The sequence below is a fragment of the Stomatobaculum longum genome, from assembly GCA_000242235.1.
Lineage (GTDB): Bacteria > Bacillota > Clostridia > Lachnospirales > Lachnospiraceae > Moryella > Moryella longum.
Genome location: JH590862.1, coordinates 91,050 through 112,589 on the forward strand (window position 1 = coordinate 91,050; position 21,540 = coordinate 112,589).

The 21,540-nt window shown below is 56.1% G+C and carries 15 protein-coding genes; all 15 read right to left on the reverse strand.

The window, feature by feature from the left end; all coding sequences use genetic code 11:
• Window positions 1-63: 63 nt before the first annotated feature.
• Window positions 64-2,319 carry a M64 family metallopeptidase gene (locus tag HMPREF9623_RS03335; protein ID WP_009532481.1) on the reverse strand — a complete coding sequence of 752 codons (2,256 nt, stop codon included), beginning with the start codon at window positions 2,317-2,319 and terminating at the stop codon, window positions 64-66.
• A gap of 105 nt (window positions 2,320-2,424) precedes the next feature.
• Window positions 2,425-3,921 (reverse strand): carboxypeptidase M32, encoded by a 1,497-nt coding sequence (locus tag HMPREF9623_RS03340; RefSeq protein WP_009532482.1) that lies wholly within the window; start codon window positions 3,919-3,921, stop codon window positions 2,425-2,427.
• An 80-nt stretch (window positions 3,922-4,001) separates the two neighbouring features.
• Window positions 4,002-5,501 (reverse strand): peptide MFS transporter, encoded by a 1,500-nt coding sequence (locus HMPREF9623_RS03345; protein ID WP_009532483.1) that lies wholly within the window; start codon window positions 5,499-5,501, stop codon window positions 4,002-4,004.
• 107 nt (window positions 5,502-5,608) lie between these two features.
• A complete protein-coding gene (locus HMPREF9623_RS03350; RefSeq protein ID WP_009532484.1) occupies window positions 5,609-6,346 on the reverse strand; it encodes an MFS transporter in 738 nt (245 codons plus the stop codon).
• Window positions 6,347-6,781: 435 nt separating this feature from the next.
• Window positions 6,782-8,311 carry a peptide MFS transporter gene (locus tag HMPREF9623_RS03355; protein WP_009532485.1) on the reverse strand — a complete coding sequence of 510 codons (1,530 nt, stop codon included), beginning with the start codon at window positions 8,309-8,311 and terminating at the stop codon, window positions 6,782-6,784.
• Between the two features lie 274 nt (window positions 8,312-8,585).
• Window positions 8,586-10,082: a peptide MFS transporter gene (locus HMPREF9623_RS03360; RefSeq protein ID WP_009532486.1), complete on the reverse strand. Its 1,497-nt coding sequence runs from the start codon at window positions 10,080-10,082 to the stop codon at window positions 8,586-8,588.
• 151 nt (window positions 10,083-10,233) lie between these two features.
• Entirely contained in the window at window positions 10,234-11,766 is a 1,533-nt protein-coding gene (locus tag HMPREF9623_RS03365; protein WP_009532487.1) for a peptide MFS transporter, read from the reverse strand.
• A 225-nt stretch (window positions 11,767-11,991) separates the two neighbouring features.
• The gene (locus tag HMPREF9623_RS11985; protein ID WP_009532488.1) at window positions 11,992-12,303 is read right to left on the reverse strand and encodes a hypothetical protein; all 312 of its coding nucleotides are present in this window, start codon (window positions 12,301-12,303) and stop codon (window positions 11,992-11,994) included.
• A gap of 31 nt (window positions 12,304-12,334) precedes the next feature.
• Window positions 12,335-13,522 carry a peptide MFS transporter gene (locus HMPREF9623_RS03370; RefSeq protein WP_009532489.1) on the reverse strand — a complete coding sequence of 396 codons (1,188 nt, stop codon included), beginning with the start codon at window positions 13,520-13,522 and terminating at the stop codon, window positions 12,335-12,337.
• A gap of 28 nt (window positions 13,523-13,550) precedes the next feature.
• On the reverse strand, window positions 13,551-15,239 hold the full coding sequence (locus tag HMPREF9623_RS03375) for a M3 family oligoendopeptidase (protein WP_009532490.1): 1,689 nt from the start codon (window positions 15,237-15,239) through the stop codon (window positions 13,551-13,553).
• A gap of 368 nt (window positions 15,240-15,607) precedes the next feature.
• On the reverse strand, window positions 15,608-16,504 hold the full coding sequence (locus HMPREF9623_RS03380) for a MetQ/NlpA family ABC transporter substrate-binding protein (RefSeq protein ID WP_009532491.1): 897 nt from the start codon (window positions 16,502-16,504) through the stop codon (window positions 15,608-15,610).
• Between the two features lie 69 nt (window positions 16,505-16,573).
• Window positions 16,574-17,212: a methionine ABC transporter permease gene (locus tag HMPREF9623_RS03385; RefSeq protein ID WP_408640645.1), complete on the reverse strand. Its 639-nt coding sequence runs from the start codon at window positions 17,210-17,212 to the stop codon at window positions 16,574-16,576.
• 16 nt (window positions 17,213-17,228) lie between these two features.
• Complete coding sequence (locus HMPREF9623_RS03390; RefSeq protein ID WP_009532493.1) at window positions 17,229-18,242, reverse strand: methionine ABC transporter ATP-binding protein; 1,014 nt, start codon at window positions 18,240-18,242, stop codon at window positions 17,229-17,231.
• 126 nt (window positions 18,243-18,368) lie between these two features.
• Window positions 18,369-19,814, reverse strand: a complete 1,446-nt coding sequence (locus HMPREF9623_RS03395; RefSeq protein WP_009532494.1) for a Sapep family Mn(2+)-dependent dipeptidase — start codon at window positions 19,812-19,814, stop codon at window positions 18,369-18,371.
• Window positions 19,815-19,852: 38 nt separating this feature from the next.
• A complete protein-coding gene (locus tag HMPREF9623_RS03400) occupies window positions 19,853-21,448 on the reverse strand; it encodes a peptide chain release factor 3 (RefSeq protein WP_009532495.1) in 1,596 nt (531 codons plus the stop codon).
• Window positions 21,449-21,540 lie beyond the last annotated feature (92 nt).

Below are 21,540 nucleotides of genomic sequence, written 5' to 3' on the forward strand. Positions count from 1 at the left end.
CAGGAACTCGTTCCTGTCCTCTTTTCTTACATTCCGTTCTTTCGCGCCGTTTTTCGTTCTCGCTTATTCGGATGTGCGGTTGCAGACGCGAATCTTGAATCCGGTCTCATAGCGCGCGAGCGGCAGCGCATATTTCTGGCCGTCGAGTTCCGCCGTGCAGGTGTCCTTGCCCTCATCGAGCACCAGCTCCGCAAAGGCGCGGTAGGTGCCGGGGTCCTTCGGCGCTTCGCTGAGTTCCGCACCGCGCTCTCCGTTCTCCTCCGTGAAGTAGCGAATCCGATACGGCACGGCGACTTCTCTGCCGTTCACATAGGTGTGGAAGTGCGGCGTCAGGTCAACCGGCTCGCCGATGGCCGGGAAGTCCTCCTTGTAGGCATGGCTCAGCACCGGTGCGTAGTCATACTCCTCCCACTCGCGGTACAAAGCCGATAAGAATTCACGCCGCTGCACGGCTCTCTCTTCTTCCGTCACGGCGCGCACGCCCTCGGGCTTGCCGGACAGATAGTTTAAAAGCTCCATCGCCGCAAAGCGCATGCCCTTCTCGTTGACCGGCGCATAGACAATAAAGCGCTTGTTCGTGACCGTGGTGCCGGTCACATCGTAGACGCCGTTCACGAGCACAATGACCGCCTTATAGAACGAGGTCACGCCGTTGTTTGCCATGTACATCGCGGCGCGCGTGCCTGCGTCGGTCTGCACCAGCTTGTCCTCATCGCTGCGGCTCACATGGTAATAGGTGTTGCTCGGCTCCTTGCCGATGTGTGTGCCCTCGGAGACCGCCTGCACCGTATAGTAGTTAAAGTACAGGTCCGCCTCCTTGTAGAGCGGCAGCGCGCGGAAATATTCGACAAACCGTCTCGCATCTTCCTCAAATTTGTCCAGCTCCTCCGCACGGTAGCCCTCTCCCGTGAAGACGATGGTCTGGTTGTTGTAATAGGGCTGTGCGCCCGGATATTTAAGCGTATTATGGTCGGCAATGCAACTCGTGTGCAGCGAAATCTCAAATTCCCGGCTCTTCCGGCTCACCAAACGGCCGCTGCCCTTTTCCGTCGCCGTGACGGTCACAGTATAGCGGCCCGGCAGCACCGGCGGCTCCTCGCTCTCGTAGAGATGCGTGATTTCCGCCGCATAGGGCATGGTGCCGCGGTAAGCATAGTGAAGGTCCGAGGGCGGCGCGTCGTGAAGCGTCGCCTTCACCTCGATCGGCTTGCCGTCGCAGACTTTGTTCTCGACCGTGAGGTCAATGAGATCCGGCGGCTCGATTTCAAAGCTCGTCTCCAGCACAGCGTCACCGTAGACCGCATCGTGAGAAAGCTCTGCGCGCAGGCGGTATGTGCCCGCGGTTTTCGGCTGCGCCGGGAGCGGCTTGCCGTCCGCGTCAAAGAAGCTTAAGGTCAGGCGGTCGCCGAGCTCAGCGCCGGTCTCCTTCTTCTCGCATTTCCGGACAATGACATACTGCTTCAAATCGAGCGGCTCCGCGCTCTCCCGCAGGGTGTCCGCGTACTGCTGCCAGAAAAGTTTCGTCACATTCGCATGGGCCGCAAACTGGTCGCGGAGCGCCTCCTTGCAGACCTCGCAGAACGGGAACTGGCGCCCGAGATAGCGCATCTTGCAGTTCTGGTGCGGCTTATACCAGCCGTCACCGCCGTTGTCGTATTCGTAGACGCCGATACCGTTTTTACCGATGAAGCGGCTCCAACGCACCTTCTTCGGATCCGATTCCGCCGACATATTGACATACTCGCCGGCATAGCTGTTGCCCGCAAAGTACTCGTCCGAGAGAATGCCGATGGTGTGACCGAGCTCATGAAGGAGCATCTCGAGCGACTCATCGTTCCGGGAGACAATGCTGATTTCGCCGCCCGAGCCGCCGTAGACCTCGGAGTTCACCATCACAATCGCGTAGTCCGTATCGGGCAGATACTTCCGGTAGAGGTCACGGATCTTTCCCTTGTCCTCCTCGCCGATTTCCACGAGGCGCTGCATGCCGAAGGTCCAGAAGGATGCGTGGAAATAGCTGTCCCGTGTGTCGGCATCGGCCTCGGCCTGGGTCCGCGCGCGGTCCGCGCGCACGCCGCTCTCGTTCGAGCAGACACCGATTGCGTAGATCTTCACGGCATCCGCGTACTCGTCCCAGGGCGAAGTCGCCATCATGTACTTTGCCATGCGCTTGGCTTCGGCGAAGAAGAGTTCCTGCTCTTTCTCCGTAAATCCATCTCCAAAAAAGGTAAGGAGCAGCGCGTCCTTGTCTTCCAGCTCTTCCCGTCCGTAGACCAGACGCGGCGTCTCATTCAGAATTGCCTTTTCAGCCTGATTCATAATTGCCTCCTGTCGGTGGATGAGATTCGAATGAAAAAGTGCAGGGTGTTCCCCTGCACTTTTCTCTGTCTTGCAAAAGTGCTTTCCCCTCAAAGCGCTTTTCGCTTACATCTTCGTGAACTTGCCTCTCAGATACTCGAGATAGTACTTCGTGTTGACATCCTCGCCGGTCGCCTTGATGATGGTCTCTCTCGTCGTATAGGTCTGGCCGTAGCTGTGGATGTGCTCCGCAAGCCAGCTGTTGATGTCGGAGATATCGCCCTTTGCGAGCTTCTTCCATGCATCCGGATGCGCCTTCAGAATGCTGTTGCGGTACTGGCAGGAGTAGACAAGTCCCAGCGCATACCCCTGGAAGTAGCCGATGAAGCCCGTGCTCCAGTGGACATCCTGCAGAATGCCCTCGGAAGCGTTCTTCGGGGTCACGCCGAGGTACTCCTTGTAGCGCGTGTTCCACGCCTCTTCCATGTCGTCAATCGTGAGCTTGCCCGTAAAGTAATCTCTCTCCATCTCATAGCGGAGAATCAGGTGTAACGGCACCGTGAGCTCGTCCGCCTGCATTCTGGACCAGCCCGGGTTCGGCTTGTTCAGGGCTCTGACAACCGTCTCGACCGGGATTTCGCGGAACTTCGGCACTTCCTTCTGGATTTCCGGATAGAAAGCGGTCCAGAACTCGAGCGAGCGGCCTACCTGATCCTCGTAGAACTTGGACTGGGACTCGTGCATGCTGCCGTCGATGCCGCCCCAGAGGCCCGCATCCACGACTTCCTGCGAGGAGCCGTAGTTGTACATACCGTGGCCGGTCTCATGCGCAGCGCCGAGCAGCGTGTAGAACAGGTTTCTCGAATAATTGGTCGAAGGACGGGAATCTCTCGGGCCCGCGCAGACGCAGCTCGGATGCTCCTCTTCGTAGAGAATTCCCTGGTTCCAGTTGAAACCGTAGTAATCCATGAGCTTTCTGACAATCTTCTCCTTCGTCGCTCTGTCGACATCGCAGTCGATGACGGAGGTGTCAATGCTGTCTCTGTAGCTCTCGGTCTTTTTCAGGAGCTCCACAATCTCCGGCTTCACCTCGCCGAAAATCTTGTCGATCTCATCGAGTCTCCAGTCTGGATCCCAGCAGTTCACGAGAACCTGGAACACGGACTCGTTCGGGTTAATCGCCTCTGCGACGCGCTTCTGCACCTCAAGCTGCTTCTGGAGGTACGGCTTGAAGCTCTGGAAGTCGTTGTTCTTCTTGCATTCGTGCCAAGCCTTTCTGCCGTCGTTGTTGATGCGGCCCAGCTCCTCGCCGAGCTCCAGCGGAATCAGGGTTGCGTTCTTGTAGCGGTCACTCAGGAAGCGCACCATGCCGCGGTCAATGTCGCTCTTATACTGACTTTTATCGAAATCAGCGAAGTCTGCGACCAGCTGCTTCACTTCGTTGTTCTCGACCAGCTGCTGGCTGAGCTCGCTTAAGTACATTTCCACATTGGTGGTCTGGTCAAAACCGGCCTCGGGGCCTGCGTGCCACTGATCGCAGAACATGATGTTGTTTGCGGTCTCCAGCATGCGGAGTCTCACCATGATTTCACGGATTCTCTTGATATTCGCATCGTAATTCATTGCTTTTTCCTCCTGTTGTGACTGTTGTATTCAGGATCAGCGTCTTCCGCTGAGGCTTACCGAAGTGAATCAAACCTGTTTCACTGCTTCTCCCGGAAGCCCATGCCGATTGCAAGCTTCTTCGAGAGCAGGAAAATAATGCAGCCGACCGCGACTGTCACGCCGCCGATTGCGAGAAAATAGCCACTCTCATGGCCTTCCCGGTAGAAGTTCGAGACCAGGGTCGAGAGCGAGGCACCGGTCGAGAGCCCCATTGCCCAGACCGTCATCATCTGTGTCGAAAAGGCAGCCGGGGCGACAATCGACGCCGCCGAGTTGCCCGCCGGATAGGAAATCGCCTCGCCGATAATCACGAGCGCGTAGAAGGCAACGAGCCAGAACGGGCTCGCCTTGACGCCTGGCGCGTACATCTGAAACGGAATCACCATAATCAGCGTGCCGACGCCGTAGAGCGCGGTGCCGATGCCCATCTTGGCCGGCGTCGAGGGCTGCTTGTTGCCGAGCTTGCCCCAGAGACCCGTGACCATCGAACCGAAGAGCACGGCAAAGACCGCCTGCAGGGTCCAGTAGATGGCCGGTGTCACCTTGTGTCCGAAGAAGACCAAGTTCACGCTCGTCTCCGCGTAAATCGAGAGAATCGAGGTCGCCTGATACCAGACCAGCATAGCAATGCTGCTGGAGATAAACATCGGAATCAGATAAAAGATATGCTTTCTCTCCTCCGGCTGTGTCTTCGGACTCGTCAGAATGTAGACCAGATAACCGAACGGGATGAAGAGCGAGACCGTGCTCACCATGTTCGAGAAACTCTTGACCGTAAGGATACCCTGCGTAAAGAGCAGAACCAGCGCTACGGTCACAACGGCAATGATGCCGAGCATCGCTGCGATTGTCGTCTTCCGCGCCTTCGGCGGCAGCGGGTCGTCGGGTTCCGCGCCGATCGGCCCGAACATCATCCGCTCCAGAATCAGGTAGAGGATAGAGCCGAGCGTCGACATCACCGCGCAGAGCGCAAAGGCCGCGTGGTAACCGCTGATCAGGGCAATGGTGCCCGTGACGCTAGGAATCATCGCACCAATGTTAGAGATTACATAGGTAATCGCGAACGCACCGTCGCGGCGCTTATCGCCCTTCGCATACATTTTGCCGGTCAGGGAGTCGAGCGCTCTGCCGGAGATCATGCTGCCAAAGAGCAGGAGCCCCATCGAGAGCGCGTAACCCGGAATTCCGAGTCCCGGAATCGAGAGGACAATGTAGGCAATCGGCAGAACCAGAGCGTTCAGACGCAGCGCGCCGCGAATGCCGAAGACACGGTCCGCCATGTAGCTGCCGACTGCGCTGAACAGAATGACCAGCGCGTTAAAGAGTGACATAAGCTGTGCGGCATCGGTTTTTCCGAGCCCAAGGCCCCCCGGAACCGCGGCGTAAAGGTAGTAGACGAGCACTGCCATCATGCCGTAGTTTGCAAACGAGTTGGTCATGTAGCGGAAACTCAGAACGCCGATGCCCCTCGGATGTCCGAGAAAGCTTCGCTCCGCCTGGATTTTGACCACCGCCTCTTGTCTCTGCGATTCTTCCATAAATCTCCTCCTGAAAAGCCTTGATTTTGCACAAAATGAATGCTGCAAGCATCTTTTTCGTCTATTATATTAGCATAACGACCAAGTGAATTCCACCCCCGCCCCTCTCAGCAGTCATTTCTTTTCGATATAGCAGCGGCGCACCTTGTCATGCAGGGTGCGCCGTCTCCCTTATTCACTCGCCGTTTCCGCGCTGAGTCCCATGCCTCTTGCGAGCCGCCGCTGAAGAGCAGCACAAGCAAGCCGCCGAAGGCCAGAACACCGAGTATCAGGAAGGTAATCGCCTTCTTCTTCTGTTCCGGGGGCAGCGGATCGTCCGGCTCCATGCCGATCGGGCCGAAGGCACGCTTTTCAAGCGCCAGGTAAACCGTGCTTCCGAGAGCACCGACAATGCCAAGGATGAAGAAGGTCTTTTGATAGCCGACCACCAAGGCAATGGAGCCGATGACCACCGGGAACATAGCGCCGATATTCGAGAGCACGTACTGAATCGAGAACGCACCGTCGCGCCGCTTATCGCCCTGCGCGTAGAGTTTACCGAGCAGCGAGTACATGGAGCTGCCGGCGACCATGCTGTTCATGTAGCCGATGCAGCAGTAGAGCACCACGCCGACGATGCCGCGCCTCGGGATCGCGAGTGAAAAATAGAAGAAAGGTCCGGCGATGGTACAAAAACGATAGGCCCTTCGATTTCCGAAGACGCGGTCCGCCATGAAAGAACCGACACTCGAGAAGATGGATGCGAGAGCCGCATCCAGGGTGATAATCTGCGATGCCTGCACCTTCGTCAGTCCGACACCTGCCGGTGCCGCCGCATAGAGGTAATAAATAAAGATGGATGTCATACCCGTAGCCGGTAATCTGTCCCATCATAAACTTGAAGTTCATGACGCCGACGCCAAAGGGATGGCCGATGAAACAGGTTTCGTTTTGCAGCTTCTTAATTTGTTCCTGCCGCTCTCTCTCCTTTTCATCGAGTACTGCTGTTGCAACTGCTTCCATAACAAGAACCTCTCGAAATGAAAAAGTTACTTCAACAGGCAAAAAAGAAACAGACCTCCTTTCCCATCCGATTTTCATCGGCGAAACCGCCGTTGTAACTGTGTCTGATGTCTCGCTGTGATTGGGAAATATTACCTATTTCTAATTGTACTGTATCGCTCTATTATTTAATTTCAAGGATATTTATCCCTCTCCCTCGCCATTATTTATATTAATTTTAACAAATATAAAAATAAAATAGCCCTCTGTCGTATTTTATTGACAGAGGGTTATTTGTCTTATGCTGCTTCCGCGCCTTCGCTTAAGCCCATGCCCTTCGCAAGACGCTTCGAGAAGAGAACCAGAACCAGACCGACCAGCAATGTGCTGCCGCCGATGCCGAGGAAATAGAGGCTCTCCGAGCCCTCATGGTAGAAGTTGGATGCCAGGGTCGAGAGATTTGCTCCCGCCGTGCCGGAGAAGCCCCAGACTGTCATCATCTGCGTCGAAAACGCAACCGGCGCGAGCGCCGAAGCCGCCGCGTTCCCCGAGGGATACGAAATCGCCTCACCGATGATCACAATCAGGTAAAAGCCAATCAGCCAGAACGGGCTCACCTTGACGCCCGGCGCATAGAGCTGGAACGGCAATATCATGAGCAGGGTGCCGAGGCCGTAGCACATGGTGCCGAAGCCCATCTTCCAGGCCGCCGAAGGCTGGTGTCTGCCCATCTTGCTCCAGATACCGGCGCAGAGCGTGCCGATGCCGATGGCAAAGAAAGCCTGAATGGTCATGTAGATGCTCGGCGCCACGCGGTGTCCGAAAAACACCAAGTTGACGCTGGTCTCCGCATAAATCGAGAGTATCGTGGTCGCCTGGTACCAGACCATCATCGCGAACGCACTCGAGATATACATCGGAATCAGGAAGGGCAGACGCTTCCGCTCTTTCTCCGTAATCTTCTTGCTGCGCAGAATGTAGATGAAATAGATGACCGGCAGAATCAGCGTGAAGACGCTGATGATGTTTGCAAAGCTTGTGATGGTCAACACATTGTAGCGGAACAGCAGATAGAGCACACTGCCGAACGCAAGGAAGAACGCGATGAGGAGCGCGACTGCCTTTTTCCGCTCGGCCGGCGGCAGCGGGTCGTCCGGCTCCATGCCGAGTGGTCCGAAGGCGCGCTTTTCGAGAATCAGATAGACAATGCTGCCGAGAGCGCCGATCACGCCGAGGATGAAGAAGGTCACCTGATAGCCCGCGACCAGCGCAATACCGCCGATCACAACCGGGCACATGGATCCGATGTTCGAGAGCACATAAATGACCGAGAACGCGCCGTCGCGCCGCTTGTCGCCCTGTTCATAGAGCTTGCCGAGCAGGGAATACAGCGAGCTGCCTGCGATTGCACTGTTCACATAGCCGATCACACAGTAGAGAATTAGGCCGAGCATGCCGACATTCGGAATCGCAAAGGAAAAATAGTACATGGGCGCCGTAATCGCACAGAAGCGATAGGCTCGCCTGTTGCCGAAGACGCGGTCCGCCATGTAGGAGCCGATTGTGCCGAAAATAGAGCCGAGCGCAATGTCGAGGGTGATGAACTGCGAGGCCTCAAGCTGCGTGAGCCCGAGTCCCTGCGGGGCGGCCGCATAGAGATAATAAATGAAAATCGCGCTGAAGCCGTAGCTCGTGACGCTTCCCATCATGTACTTGAAACTCACAATGCCGACGCCAAAGGGGTGACCGATAAAGCAGGTCTCGTTCTGCAGTTTGCTGATTTCCTCCTGCCGAGCCCTCTCCTTCTCTGCCGTTGCAAGCGCTTCCATACCGAAAACCTCCTGTTCAAAGTTGAATCAATGCCGAACAAAACGCCTGTGAAAAACGAACCTCCTCTCCTCCTTGATGCGCGCCCGGTTTTATGCATAATCCGTGCTGTTTTGCATAAGCGTATCATATCTTTCAGCATTTACAAGTACAACCCCGGCTTTATTTACAGATTTTTGTGTACTATTCCCGAAATATAAAAAAAGAATGTCCGCGCACCAGCATTTCGCCGGAGTGCGGACATTCTTACTCTTATATCTTACTTTGCGGACGGGCTCAGCCCTTCTTGTCGATGCCCATGCCGTGTGCCAGAGGCTTCTGCAGTACCAGGATAATCACAGCTGCCGCGACAACTGCGACACCGATGGCCAGGAAATACATGGACTCACTGCCCTCTTTGTAGAAGTTCGCAGCAAGCGCCGAGAGGCTTGCGCCGGTCGACTGTCCCATGGACCAGATGGTGAGCATCTGCGTTGCGAAGGCCGCCGGTGCGACGATGGTCGCCGCAGAGGTTCCCGCGGACCAGCAGATTGCCTCGCCGACGGTGTAGACCGCGTAGAAGCTGATGAGCCAGAGCGGACTAGCCTTTTCGCCCGGTGCGTAAATCTGGAAGGGCAGGACCATAATCAAAATCGAAATGCCGTAGCAAAGCGTGCCGATGCCCATCTTGCCCGGGGTGGTGGGCTGCTTCTTGCCGAGCTTTGCCCAGAGACCCGTAATCAGAGATCCGAAGAGGATAGAGAAAATCGACTGCAGGGTCACGAAGGAAGCCGGGGTGATCTCCTTGCCGAAGAAGTTCATGTTCACCGAAGTCTCCGCATAGATGCTGAGCACGGTGTTACCCTGGTAAGAGACCAGGTTCGTGAAGCAGTAGGCAATGAAAATCGGAATAATGAAAAGCACGCGGCGCTTCTCTTCCGGCTTGGTCTTCGGACTGGAAATCACATAGACCAGGTAAATCGCCGGCAGGAAGACTGCGACCGAGCTCACCGTATTTGCAAACTGCTTGATGGTGATGATGCGGTTGCTGAAGAGATATGCAAGGATTGCCGCGATGATTGCAACAATGCCCGCAAGCACGAAAACTGCCTTCTTTCTGGTTGCCTCCGGGAAGGGATCCGCCGGCTCCTCGGCGATGGTGCCGAACACGCGGCGCTCCGTCGAGAGGAATATCGTGGAACCGACCACCGATGCCGCCGCGCAGAGCGCGAATGCAGCGTGGTAGCTAAAGAGCAGCGCAATGGTTCCGGTCACGGCCGGAATTGCGGAGCCGATGTTTGCAATGATGTAGATGTACGCGAAGGCGCTGTCTCGTCTCGCATCGCCCTGCTGATAGAGCTTTGCGGTCAGCGTGTTCATGGACTGGCCTGCAATCATGCTGTTGCAGAGCAGAAGGCCGGTCGCAACTGCGTAGCCGATGACGCCGGAGCCCGGAATCGCAAGGATCAGGTAGGGAATCGGCGCAATTATATTCATGAGGCGAAGCGCCTTCCGGACACCGAAGACACGGTCTGCCATATAGGAACCGACCACGCCGCAGATGACCACGAGCGCAAAGTAGAGCGACAAGAGCTGTGCCGCCTCGGTCTTATCGAATCCCAGGCCAACCGGCGCTTCTTTGTAGAGATAGTAAATCAGGATTGCCGTAAAACCGTAGTAGGAAAAGGAGTTACACAAATACCGTAGACATATCGTGAGCAAGCCTTTCGGATGCCCCAGAAAACTGCGATCTTTGAAAATCGCCTCATTGTCAAGCATAGGTCTGCCTGCCATGGTTCTTCTCCTTTCTGTTGGCTCTGCGCCGCGCAGAGCATTGAGGGGTGAAACTCCTGAAAAACAAAGGCTGCCGGACCCAAAGAACGGGCCCAACAGCGCAACTTACATTTTAAATGTGCTGAAGTTTATTTCCGGTTTGTTCGGTTGTTTAAGCCGCCTGCTTCGAGAAACCCATCTCCTTTGCGAGCTTCTTGGAAAGAAGGACGATGACGAGACCGACCACGAGGGTGCTTCCGCCGATGAGCAGGAAGTAGATGGTCTCGCTGCCTTCCTTGTAGAAGTTCGAAGCGAGGTTCGAAAGGCTTGCGCCTGCCGTCATGGACATACTCCAAGTCTGCATCATCTGGGTTGCGAACGCTGCCGGTGCGAGTGCGGAAGCGGATGCGCTACCCGCCGGATAGGAGATACCCTCACCGATGATAACGACCATGTAGAATGCAACGAGCCAGAACGGGCTGACCTTCACGCCCGGTGCATAAAGCTGGAACGGAAGGATCATAATCAAGGTGCCGACACCGTAGAGCATGGTACCGAAGCCCATCTTCCACGGGGTGGACGGCTGCTTGTCACCGAGCTTACTCCAGAGGCCGGTGATGAAGGAACCGAAGACGATTGCCATGATAGCCTGGAGCGTCATGTAGATGGTCGGGGAAACCTCGTGGCCGAAGAAGTTGAGGTCAACGCTGGTCTCCGCATAGATTGCGAGAATCGTGGTAGCCTGGTACCAAACCATCATTGCGAAGGAGCTTGCGATGAACATCGGGATGATGTAAAGGAGCTTGTGCGCCTCTTCTCTCGTGGTCTTCTTGCTCTTGTACATGAAGACGAAGTAACCTGCCGGCAGGAACAGGGTGATGGTGCTGACCGTGTTCGAGAAGTTCGCAATGGTCGCGACGCCGCTCAAGAAGATAGCCGCAAGGAAGCCGCAAAATGCAAGCGTTCCGACAATGAGGTACATGATAGCTTTCTTTCTCTGTGCCGGCGGAAGCGGATCGTCCGGTTCCATACCGATCGGGCCGAAAGCTCTCTTCTCAAAGAGAAGATAAACGAGAGAGCCGAGTGCACCGAGGATACCGAGCACGAAGAAGGTGAAGTGGTAACCCGCAACCTTTGCGAGCGTACCTGCAACGACCGGAGACATAGCACCGATGTTCGAAAGCACGTAGGTGATTGCGAACGCACCGTCACGTCTCTTATCGCCCTTTGCGTAGAGCTTACCCATCAGGGTGTAGAGCGAGCTTCCGCAAATCATTGCGTTGACGTTACCGAGCGCGTACTGCATGATAACACCCGTCATGCCGAGGCCCGGAATCGCAAGCAGGAAGTACAGGAACGGTCCGGTAAAGTTAACAAAGCGATATGCTTTTCTGTTACCGAAGACGCGGTCCGACATGTAGGAACCGATGACACTGAAGATAGAACCCAGCGCCGAGTTCAGGGTGATCATCTGAGACGCCTGAACCTTGGTGAGGCCGAGGCCTTCCGGCGATGTTGCGTAGAAATAGTAAATCAGAATTGCGCTCATGCCGTAGCTCGTGAGCGAGGTCATGAAGAACTTAAAGCTCACAATTCCGATACCGAACGGATGCCCGATGAAGCAATGCTCACTCTGAATCTTATCAATCTGAGCCTGCTCCTCCTTTCTCTTTGCATCCAGTTCTGTGTTTACAGCTGCTTCCATAAAATCCTCCTGTCTGAATTAAAACGGTAATTCTGATAGAAAAACAAAAGTAACTGCAAGTATTACTTGCTCCCCCTCCTAGTTACTCCCTGTCATTTTACGGACAGAGTCGAGCTCGCACCTCGCTGTCCCACAGGGTTATCTGCATTGTTCCTCCTCTCTCGAAATATCATATCGCAGGCAGAGAGCGCCGTAGCGCCCTCCGTACTGCGGATACTGTTGTGTTTATTGCTCCTCTCCGTGACCGGTGCCGATGCCCATACCCTTGGCGAGCTTCTTGCTAAAAATCACGACAATCGCACCGCAGAGCGTCACCGCCGCGCCGATGGCGAGGAAGTAGAGGCTCTCGGAACCCTCGCGGTAAAAGTTTACCACGAGCGAGCTCAGGCTTGCGCCGGTCGACTGTCCCATGGCCCATACCGTCATCATCTGCGTGGAGAACGCCGCCGGCGCCACATGTGAGGCCGCCGACTCACCGGCCGGGGTCACAATCGCCTCACCGATGGTCATAATCGCAAAGAAAACGACCAACCACATGGGGCTCACCTTGACATCCGGCGGGAACAGCTTAATACGGAATAATCATGAAGAGAATCGAAATGCCGTAGAGCGCCGTGCCGATGCCCATCTTGGCGGGTGTGGACGGCTGCTTCTTACCGAGCTTTCCCCAGATTCCGGTCAGAACCGCGCCGAAGATTACGGCGAAGAACGCATTGAGTGTCCAGTACGCCGCCGGGGTGATTTCAAACCCGAAGAGGTTGCGGTTTACGTTGGTTTCCGCATAGATTGCAAGCACCGTGGTCGCCTGATAGTTCACAAGTAACGTAAAACTAACCGCAATAAACATCGGAATGATGTAAACCAGACGAGCCCGCTCCTCTTTCGTAGTCTTTGGACTCAACATAATATACAACAGATATGCCACGGGCGCAACCACACCTACACTGCTCACCGCATTCGCAAACTGGGTGATGGTGATGATGCGGTTTGTGAACAAAAAGCTAAGCAGAGCTGCGACCACCGCGACGCCCGCAATCAGCTTCAGGACTGCCGTGCGGCGCTCTGCTGGCGGCAGCGGATCGTCCGGCTCGGTGCCGATGATGCCAAAGGACTTCTTCTCACTGACAATGAAGAAGATCGAACCGATCAGCGAGAATACCGCGCAGGCAAAGAAAGCGGTGTGGTAGCCTGCAACCAGCGCAATGGTTCCGGTGATACCCGGGACGCAGGCGCCGATGTTGGAAATAACATAGGTAATTGCAAACGCACTGTCCTTTCTCGTGTCGCCCTTTTTATAGAGCTTCGCGGTCAGCGCGTCCATGCTGCGGCCGCCGAGCATGCTCGAGAAGAGCATCATGCCCTGTGCGCCCGCATAGCCCACAATGCCGAGGCCCGGAATTGCGAGCAACAGATAGGCAATCGGCATCACAATGCAGGTGAGCCGGATGGCCATACGCGGTCCGAAGACGCGGTCTGCCATATAGGAGCCGATGACACCGCAGATAATGACCAGTGCATAGTAAAGCGAGAGGAGCTGGGAAGCCTCTGTCTTCGTGAGACCGAGACCCGCCGGAAGTGCCGCGTACAGATAGTAAATCAGAATCGAGGTGAGACCGTAATACGAAAATGAATTGCACATGAACTTGAGACCGATTGTGAGCACGCCGACCGGGTGTCCCACGAATCTCTTGTCCGCCTGAATCTTTTCAATTTCGCGTTGTTTCTCTTCTGCTGTCAGTACCTTGCTGTCCTGCATTTTTCAAGTTCCCCCCTGCGTCCTTTTCTCAGACCTGATGTTCCTTGCACCAGGTTGCCAGCGTATCGGCAATCTCCTTCATGCTGCCCTCGCCGAACGGGTTCCGGAAACCGGCCTGCTGCAGGAGATCGGAGTAAGTCTCGCTACCGCCCTTCTTCACAAGTTCCACATAGCGCTTCCACGCTTCCTTCGGGTCCTTTAAGTGGAGCGCAAAGAACTGGAGCGCCGCGGTTCTCGCGAGGCAGTAGTCGATGAAGTAGAACGGGAACTCATAGATGTGCTTCTGCTTCTGCCAAGCGCCGCCGTCCGCATAGAACGGCAGGCCGTCGTTGTCGATCCACGGGCGGTACTTCTTGTCGAGGTCAAGCCAGATCTGATTCCGCTCCGCGGGCGTGAGCTCCGGCTTCTGGTAGACAATATGCTGGAACTCATCCACCTGGCAGCCGTAGCAGGTTGCGAGCATCGCATCCTCCGCGTGCTGTAACTGGTACTTCGCCGTGTCCTTGCCGAAGAACAGGTGATGGAAGGGCGAGGTCAGGAACTCCATCGAAGTCGAGTGAATCTCGCAAGTTTCCATGGCCGGCTCAACGAGCTCCAAGATGAGGCCCATCTTGTTGCCGACATAGGCCTGGAACGCATGACCCATCTCATGGGTGATGGTCTCGATGTCAAAGGCACTGCCGTTCCAGTTCGCGAATACGAAGGGACCGTAGTCGGTCACATTGTACATGTACGCGCCGAGGAGCTTGCCCGGTCTCGTGAGGACATCGAAGCTCTCGTTTTCAAACATCCAGTCGATAAACTCGGCGGTCTCCGGGCTCAACTCGTCGTACATCTTCTTGCACATGTTGAGCATATAGTCTGTGTTGCCCGCCGGCTCGGGGTTGCCGTCCTTGAAGCAGATGTCGAGATCGTAGAGCTTCGGATTCTCGATGCCGACGCGCTTCATGCGGAGCTCCATGAGCTGCTTTGCGACCGGAACAATATCGCGAGCCACCTGCTCTCTGTAGTTCTCGATGTCCTTCATGTCATAGCCGATGCGGCCCATGCGGAGATAGGAAAGCTCGGAGTAGTCGCGAAAGCCCATGCGGCGCGCCTGCTCGTTGCGGTTCTGAATCATGCGGCTGAAGATATCGTCGAGTTCTTCGTGGTGCGCGTCAAACCACTTGCCGTCGGTCTCGCGCGCCGCGCGGCGGGTTGCCGCGTCCTTGCCGTCCATCATGTAGACAGCGAGCTGCGGAAGCGTGACCTGCTTGCCCTGGAAGTCGACCATGTAGCTCGCATAGAGCTTGTCGTACTCACCGACAAGGGCGTTGTCCTCGCGCTGAAGATCGATGACACTCTCGTCTGCGGCATTCAGCGCGACCTGCATCTTCTCCAGAATAATCTTGCCGAACTTATCGGCGAGAACCTGCTTCTTCGGGTGCTCGAGGAGCGCCTTGTAGAGCTGATTCATCGTGTTGTAATACTCGGGCGAAACGCTGTCAAAGTAGGCCTTCTCGCCCGCATAAAACTCGTCTTTGACATTCATGGTATTGCGGATATAAACCGTTCTGTCCGGGAGATTATACTCTCTGCCGAGGCGCTGGTGTACCTCCCAGATATCCAGAATCTCCTCTTCGGTCTCCGCCTTTTCGGTTCTCTCGACGAGCTCCCTGTAGTCCTTTTGAATGCGCGCGACATCCGGACGGCGATATTCAAGTTCGCTGAATTTCATGCCACTTCTCCTTCCATAAACTATCTGAAGATCCCCATATTGCTGATGACATTCTTACGTCCTCCGGCCTTTTGCTAATTTTTATACAACGGCACACAAAATAAGGCTGTAAGATTTAGGCACATTATAACATTCTTCCCCCCAAAAGCCTAGCCATACTTGCCCGATATGCCGATAGCGGATATGGCGATTTGCGCTATCTGCTATCGGCGCGCGGAATATCCGTTCTAAGTTGGCGCGCACTGCCGTTATAACAGTGCAATCCGCGCACCGTCCTCAGCCGAAATTCATATTTTGGGGGCAGCTGTCGCAGGCATAAAAAAAGAGAACCCGAAGGTTCTCTCTTTTGATATTTGATCCGACAACTGTCAGAAAATCGGGACCACCGCACCCTGATACTTGTTCTCGATGAACTGCTTGATCTCCGCCGTCGTGAGTGCCTTGACCAGCGCCTTGGTCTTGTCGCTGTTCTCATCGCCCTCTCTGACCGCAATGATGTTCGCATAGGTCTTGGCTGCGACCGAGTCAGCGGACTCCGCTGCGAGCGCATCCGAAACCTTTAAGCCCGCTGCGATGGCAAAGTTGCCGTTGATGACACCGAAGTCCACATCCGGCAGGGAGCGCGGAACCTGTGCCGCCTCGACCTCGACAATCTCAATCTTGTGCGGGTTCTCGACGATATCCTGCTTCGTCGCGTTGATGTCGGTGTTGTTCTTCAGCTTGATGAGGCCCTGATCTGCGAGGAGCAGGAGCGCTCTTGCCTCGTTCGTCACATCGTTCGGGACCGCAATCTTCGCACCGTCCTGAATGTTCTTCAGATCCTTCGACTTGCCGGCATAGATGCCGAACGGCTCATAGTGAATCGCCGCCGCGCTGACCAGCTTCGTGCCTCTCTCCTTGTTAAAGTTCTCAAGGTAGGGCAGATGCTGGAAATAGTTTGCGTCGAGGCTCTTCGACTCGAGCGCGAGGTTCGGCTGCACATAGTCGGTGTACTCGACCACCTTGAGCTCATAGCCCTCTGCCTTCAGCGCGTCCTTTGCCGCCGCGAGAATCTCGGCATGCGGAGACGGCGAAGCGCCGACCGTGATGACCTTGTCGCCGGAAGCCGCTGCCGCGCTACTGCCCGCCTCACTGCTGCCCGCTGCGCTGCTGCCTGCCACGCTGCTGTCTCCCGCCGCGCTGCTCTCCGCCTTCTTCTGGCTGCCGCAAGCCGTGAGCAGAGACAGTCCGAGCAGTGCCGCCGCGAAAAATACCTTCTTCTTCATAATAAGTTACCTCCCTGAATTTTTGTTCTGTTTGATCACCCGCAATCTGCGGGAAAGCAAGTTGTTCCGTCAGCGCGCGCGCTTATCCGCGTGCCGCGCCATCCACAAAAAACTCTCCTGAATCAGCTGGACGATAATGACCAGCACCACGACGGTCACGAGCATCACATCGGTCTGATAGCGATAGTAGCCGTAGTTGATGGCGAGCGTGCCGAGACCTCCGCCGCCGACGAAACCGGCCATTGTCGAGTAGCCGAGTATCGTCGTGATGGAAATCGCCGCGCCCATGAGAAGCGACGGTTTCGCCTCGGGCAACATGACCTTCCGGACAATCTGGAAATTGCTCGCGCCCATCGACTTTGCCGCCTCGACCACCCCCGCGCCGACTTCTTTTAAGGAGCTCTCGACCATGCGGGCAATGTAGGGCGCCGCCGCGAGAACGAGTGGCACGACGACCGCCTTCGGGCCGAGCGTGGTTCGCACGATGAAGCGCGTGAGCGGCAGAGCCGCGAGCAGCATGATGATGAACGGCACCGAGCGCATCAGGTTGATGATGATCCCGAGTACGGTATTGATGATGCCGTTCGGCTGAATTCCGTCCTTATCCGTGACAATCAGGAGTATGCCGAGCGGAATGCCAATCAGATACGAGAGCAGCGAGGAGAGCGCGACCATAAAGACGGTCTCCTGTAAGCCCGTGAGTAACATCGTTAGAATCTGCGAATCAAAACTCACTGTTCTTCACCTCCTCCAGATTGACACCGTGCTCCCGGAGATAGTGAATGACTTTCATCGCATCCGCCTCATGCTCGGGAAGCTGCAGAACCATCTGACCCGCGGCTTGTCCGCCGATCTCCTTAGTCGCCGCGAAGAGAATGTTCACCGGCAACTGACAACTGAGAATCATGTTCGCAATCACAGGCTCAAAGGCCGAGCGCCCGTCGAAGGTCACGCGTATCTTTTTCGAAGCACCGAACTGTTCCTGCCGCACATCGCCGCCCAGAATGAGCTCGCGCCCGATCTTCGACTGCGGCGCGGAAAAGATGCGCTGTACCTCTCCCTCCTCCGCAATACGGCTCTGATCGATGATGGCGACGCGGTCGCAGATAGACTCGATCACCGACATCTGGTGCGTGATGATAACCACCGTAATTCCGAGATTCCGGTTGATGTCGCGAAGCAGGCCAAGGATAGACTCCGTCGTGTTCGGGTCCAGGGCCGAAGTCGCCTCGTCGCAGAGCAGAAGCTTCGGCTCGGACGCTATGGCTCTCGCAATCGCGACGCGTTGCTTCTGTCCGCCCGAGAGCTGCGAGGGATACGCTTTCTCCCGGTTGGCAAGCCCGACGAGCGTCAAAAGCTGTCTGGCTCTCGCCTCCGCCTCCGTCCGCCGGACGCCAATCAACTCGAGCGGAAAACAGATGTTTCGAAGCACCGTTCTCTGCTCCAGCAGATTAAACTGCTGGAAAATCATGCCCATCGAGCGGCGCACTTCGCGCCGTTCTCTCTCCTTCATCTCCGAGAGGCTCTGCCCCTCGAAAAACACATCGCCCGAGGTCGGGCGCTCCAGATAATTGATGCAGCGGACCAGGGTCGACTTGCCGGCGCCCGAGAGTCCGATGATACCGTAAATCTCACCGCGGCGTATGCTCAGGTTGACATCGTCGAGCGCATGGACTGTGCCGCCCGCTGTCTTGAATTCCTTTACAAGGTGGCTGATCCGTATAATTTCGTCTGACATCTCCGCCTCCTCTCTTCAACTGATATGTGGCATTGTAAGGAAATACGCGCGCCCTGTCAACGCGGACGCGCGTATTTCCTCATACTATATCTCTATCCGATTCTATTACTTTTTTTGATAGCTCATTCAGGCGCAGAGATCCACAATGACCTGCGCGAAAATCTTCGCAGAAGTCAGAAGCTCCTCGAGATTTGCCTGCTCATCCGGCGCGTGCATCCGCGTGTCGCTGCCCGGGTAAAACGCGCCGAAAGCAACGCCGTTCTTCAAGTCGTGGACATAGGTGCCGCCGCCCATTGCGACTGTGCCGCCCTGCAGTCCCGTGTAGGCCTCAAAGACGCGGTTTAATTCCCGCACGAAGGGGGAATCCGCCGAAACCGCATGCGGCGCGCGGAGCCGTCTGCCGTCAAAGACGAGGCCGTAGCGCCCGAAGGCTTCCTCGCAGGTCTTCACGAGCTTCTGTCCGTCCATCGTGACCGGATAGCGGCAGTCAAAGAGACCGTGCAGAGAGGTCTCGTCAATCGAAAGCTTGGAGAAAGCCAGCGTCAGCGGGCCGCTCTCCTTATCCTCAAATGCAATGCCGAGCGACTTGCCGTCGGTCTCGCCGTAGGGCATGAGCGCCACAAGTCCGTGAATGGCCTCCGTGAGCTTGTTCTTGGCAAGCGGCAGCTGGGAGAGGAAGAGAAGAAGCCCGGTCAGAGCGTTCTTGCCGGCTTCCGGCGCGGCCGCGTGGGCGTTTCTGCCGCTGACCTCGACTTTCTGCAGTGTCACATGTCCCTGCTCCTCGGCCGCCGAACCCTCTTTCGCGCCGAGCGCCGAAATTTCGATTTTTAAGCCGGTCTGTTTTCGCACCGTATCCGCGGTCATATCGAGCACCATGCGCGGCACACCCGCGAGCACGGCAGTTGCGCGCGGCGGCACCGCGTTTTCAATGCTGCCGCCGGTCAGCGAAATGAGGCGCGCACCGCTCTCCTCCGCCGGAAAGTCGAGAGAAAACTCGCCCGCAAGCCGTCCCTTCTCCATGTTGACTACCGGGTACTCCGCGTCCGGCGAGAAGGTGCAGGGTGCTTCCTTCTCGGTCGCATAGTAGTGGGCAATGCAACCGGAACCGCTCTCCTCATCGGTGCCGAGAATCAGGCGCACGCTTTTCTTTAACGGAATGCCGAGCTCCTTGACCGCGCGCAGCGCATAAATCGCAGCGACCGCCGGTCCTTTGTCGTCCGCAACGCCGCGACCGTAGAGAACACCGTCCTTTTCAATCGGATTGAAGGCCTCGGTCACGGTCCAGTCGCCCTGTCCCGGCACCACATCGAGATGCGCGAGAATGTCAAGCTCGCGCTCGCCCTCGCCGAGATCCGCCGCGAGCACATAGTTCTCGTAGTTCTTTGTCGCAAGGCCGTAGCCCCGAAGCATCTCCTCCGCCGCGCAGAGCGCGCGGTAAGGTCCGTCGCCGAACGGCTTGCCCGGCTCTGCCTCTCCCTTACTCGAATCAATACGGCAGAGGGTCTTCACATCCTCCAAATACGCCTCTCTGTGCGCATCCACCCACGCCGAAATCTGTTCCTTGTGATTCATACCAGCCGCCTCCTTCTCTTTGCTTTTCTCTTACTTCTTTAGGATTTGCCGAACTCGAGAAGCTTGAGCCCCGGATTCCGCTCTTCCACCATTCTGACACTCCAGGGGTGTGCAAAGAGCAACAGGGGTTCACCCTTCAGGTTCTGAATCAGTTTCATGTCACTGGTGCCCTGAATCTTGTCGACATCCACAGTTTCCGGCTCGTCAATCCAGCGGATGTACTCGTAGGGCAGGGTATCCAGCCTCACCTCTACATTATACTCCGCCTTCAGGCGATAGGTAAGCACCTCAAACTGCAGCACGCCGACCGCACCGACGATGATCTCCTCCATGCCGGTATTGCGCTCCTGGAAAATCTGAATCGCACCCTCCTGCGCAATCTGCTCGATGCCCTTCGTGAACTGCTTGCGCTTCATCGTGTCAATCTGGCGAACGCGCGCAAAGTGCTCCGGCGCGAAGGTCGGAATGCCCTCGAACGCAATCGGTTCCCGCGCATTTTCGAGCGTGTCGCCGATGGCAAAAATACCGGGATCGAAGACACCGATGATATCGCCCGCATAGGCGGTCTCGACAATCTTCCGCTCGTCCGCCATCATCTGCGTCGACTGGTTCAGGCGTATTTTCCGCTTGCCCTGCACATGCGTGACCTCCATGCCGGCCTGATATTCGCCCGAGCAAATACGCATAAAAGCAATGCGGTCGCGATGCGCCTTGTTCATATTCGCCTGAATCTTGAAGACAAACGCCGAGAAGAACGGATCTTTCATCGGGTTCACCTCACCGCTCTTGGTCTTCCGCGGAAGCGGCGGCGTGGTCATTTTGAGGAAGTGCTCAAGGAAAGTTTCGACACCGAAGTTCGTGAGCGCCGAGCCGAAGAAGACCGGCGTCAAATCGCCGCGAGACACACGCGCCATATCGAGTTCGTCGCTCGCACCGTCGAGAAGTTCGGTCTCTTCCGTGAGCTGTGCGAGATAATCCTCACCGATTACAGACCCGAGCGCCGGATCCGAGAAATCGATTTCCTTCGTTGCAATTTCCTGCATGCCGGCATGTGCCGCCTGGAAGGTCGTGATTTTCTTTGTGTTCCGATCAAAAACACCCTTAAAGTTCTTGCCGGAACCGATGGGCCAGTTCACCGGGCAGGTGCGTATGCCGAGCAACTCTTCGATCTCATCGGTCAGCGCGAAGGGATCCCTCGCTTCGCGGTCCATCTTGTTGATAAAGGTGAAAATCGGAATGTGGCGCAACGTACAGACCTTGAAGAGCTTCCGGGTCTGCGCCTCCACGCCCTTCGAGGCATCAATCACCATGACCGCCGAATCCGCTGCCATCAGGGTGCGGTAGGTATCCTCCGAGAAGTCCTCGTGTCCCGGCGTGTCCAGAATGTTGATGCAAAAGCCCTCATAGTTAAATTGCAACACCGAGCTCGTGACCGAGATACCTCTTTCTTTCTCAATGTCCATCCAGTCACTGACCGCATGCTTGCCTGTCTTTCTTCCCTTGACCGATCCCGCCAGATTAATGGCGCCGCCGTAGAGCAATAATTTCTCGGTCAGTGTCGTCTTTCCCGCGTCCGGATGGCTGATAATTGCGAACGTCCGCCGCTTCTGAATCTCCTCAAATTCGCCTGCCACTTGCGCCTCCTGTCGTTGTTTTTCCCGCCGAACTATGTTATAAAACCCTAGAATATACTGTTTTTGCGCGGGAAATTATACCATATTTCGGC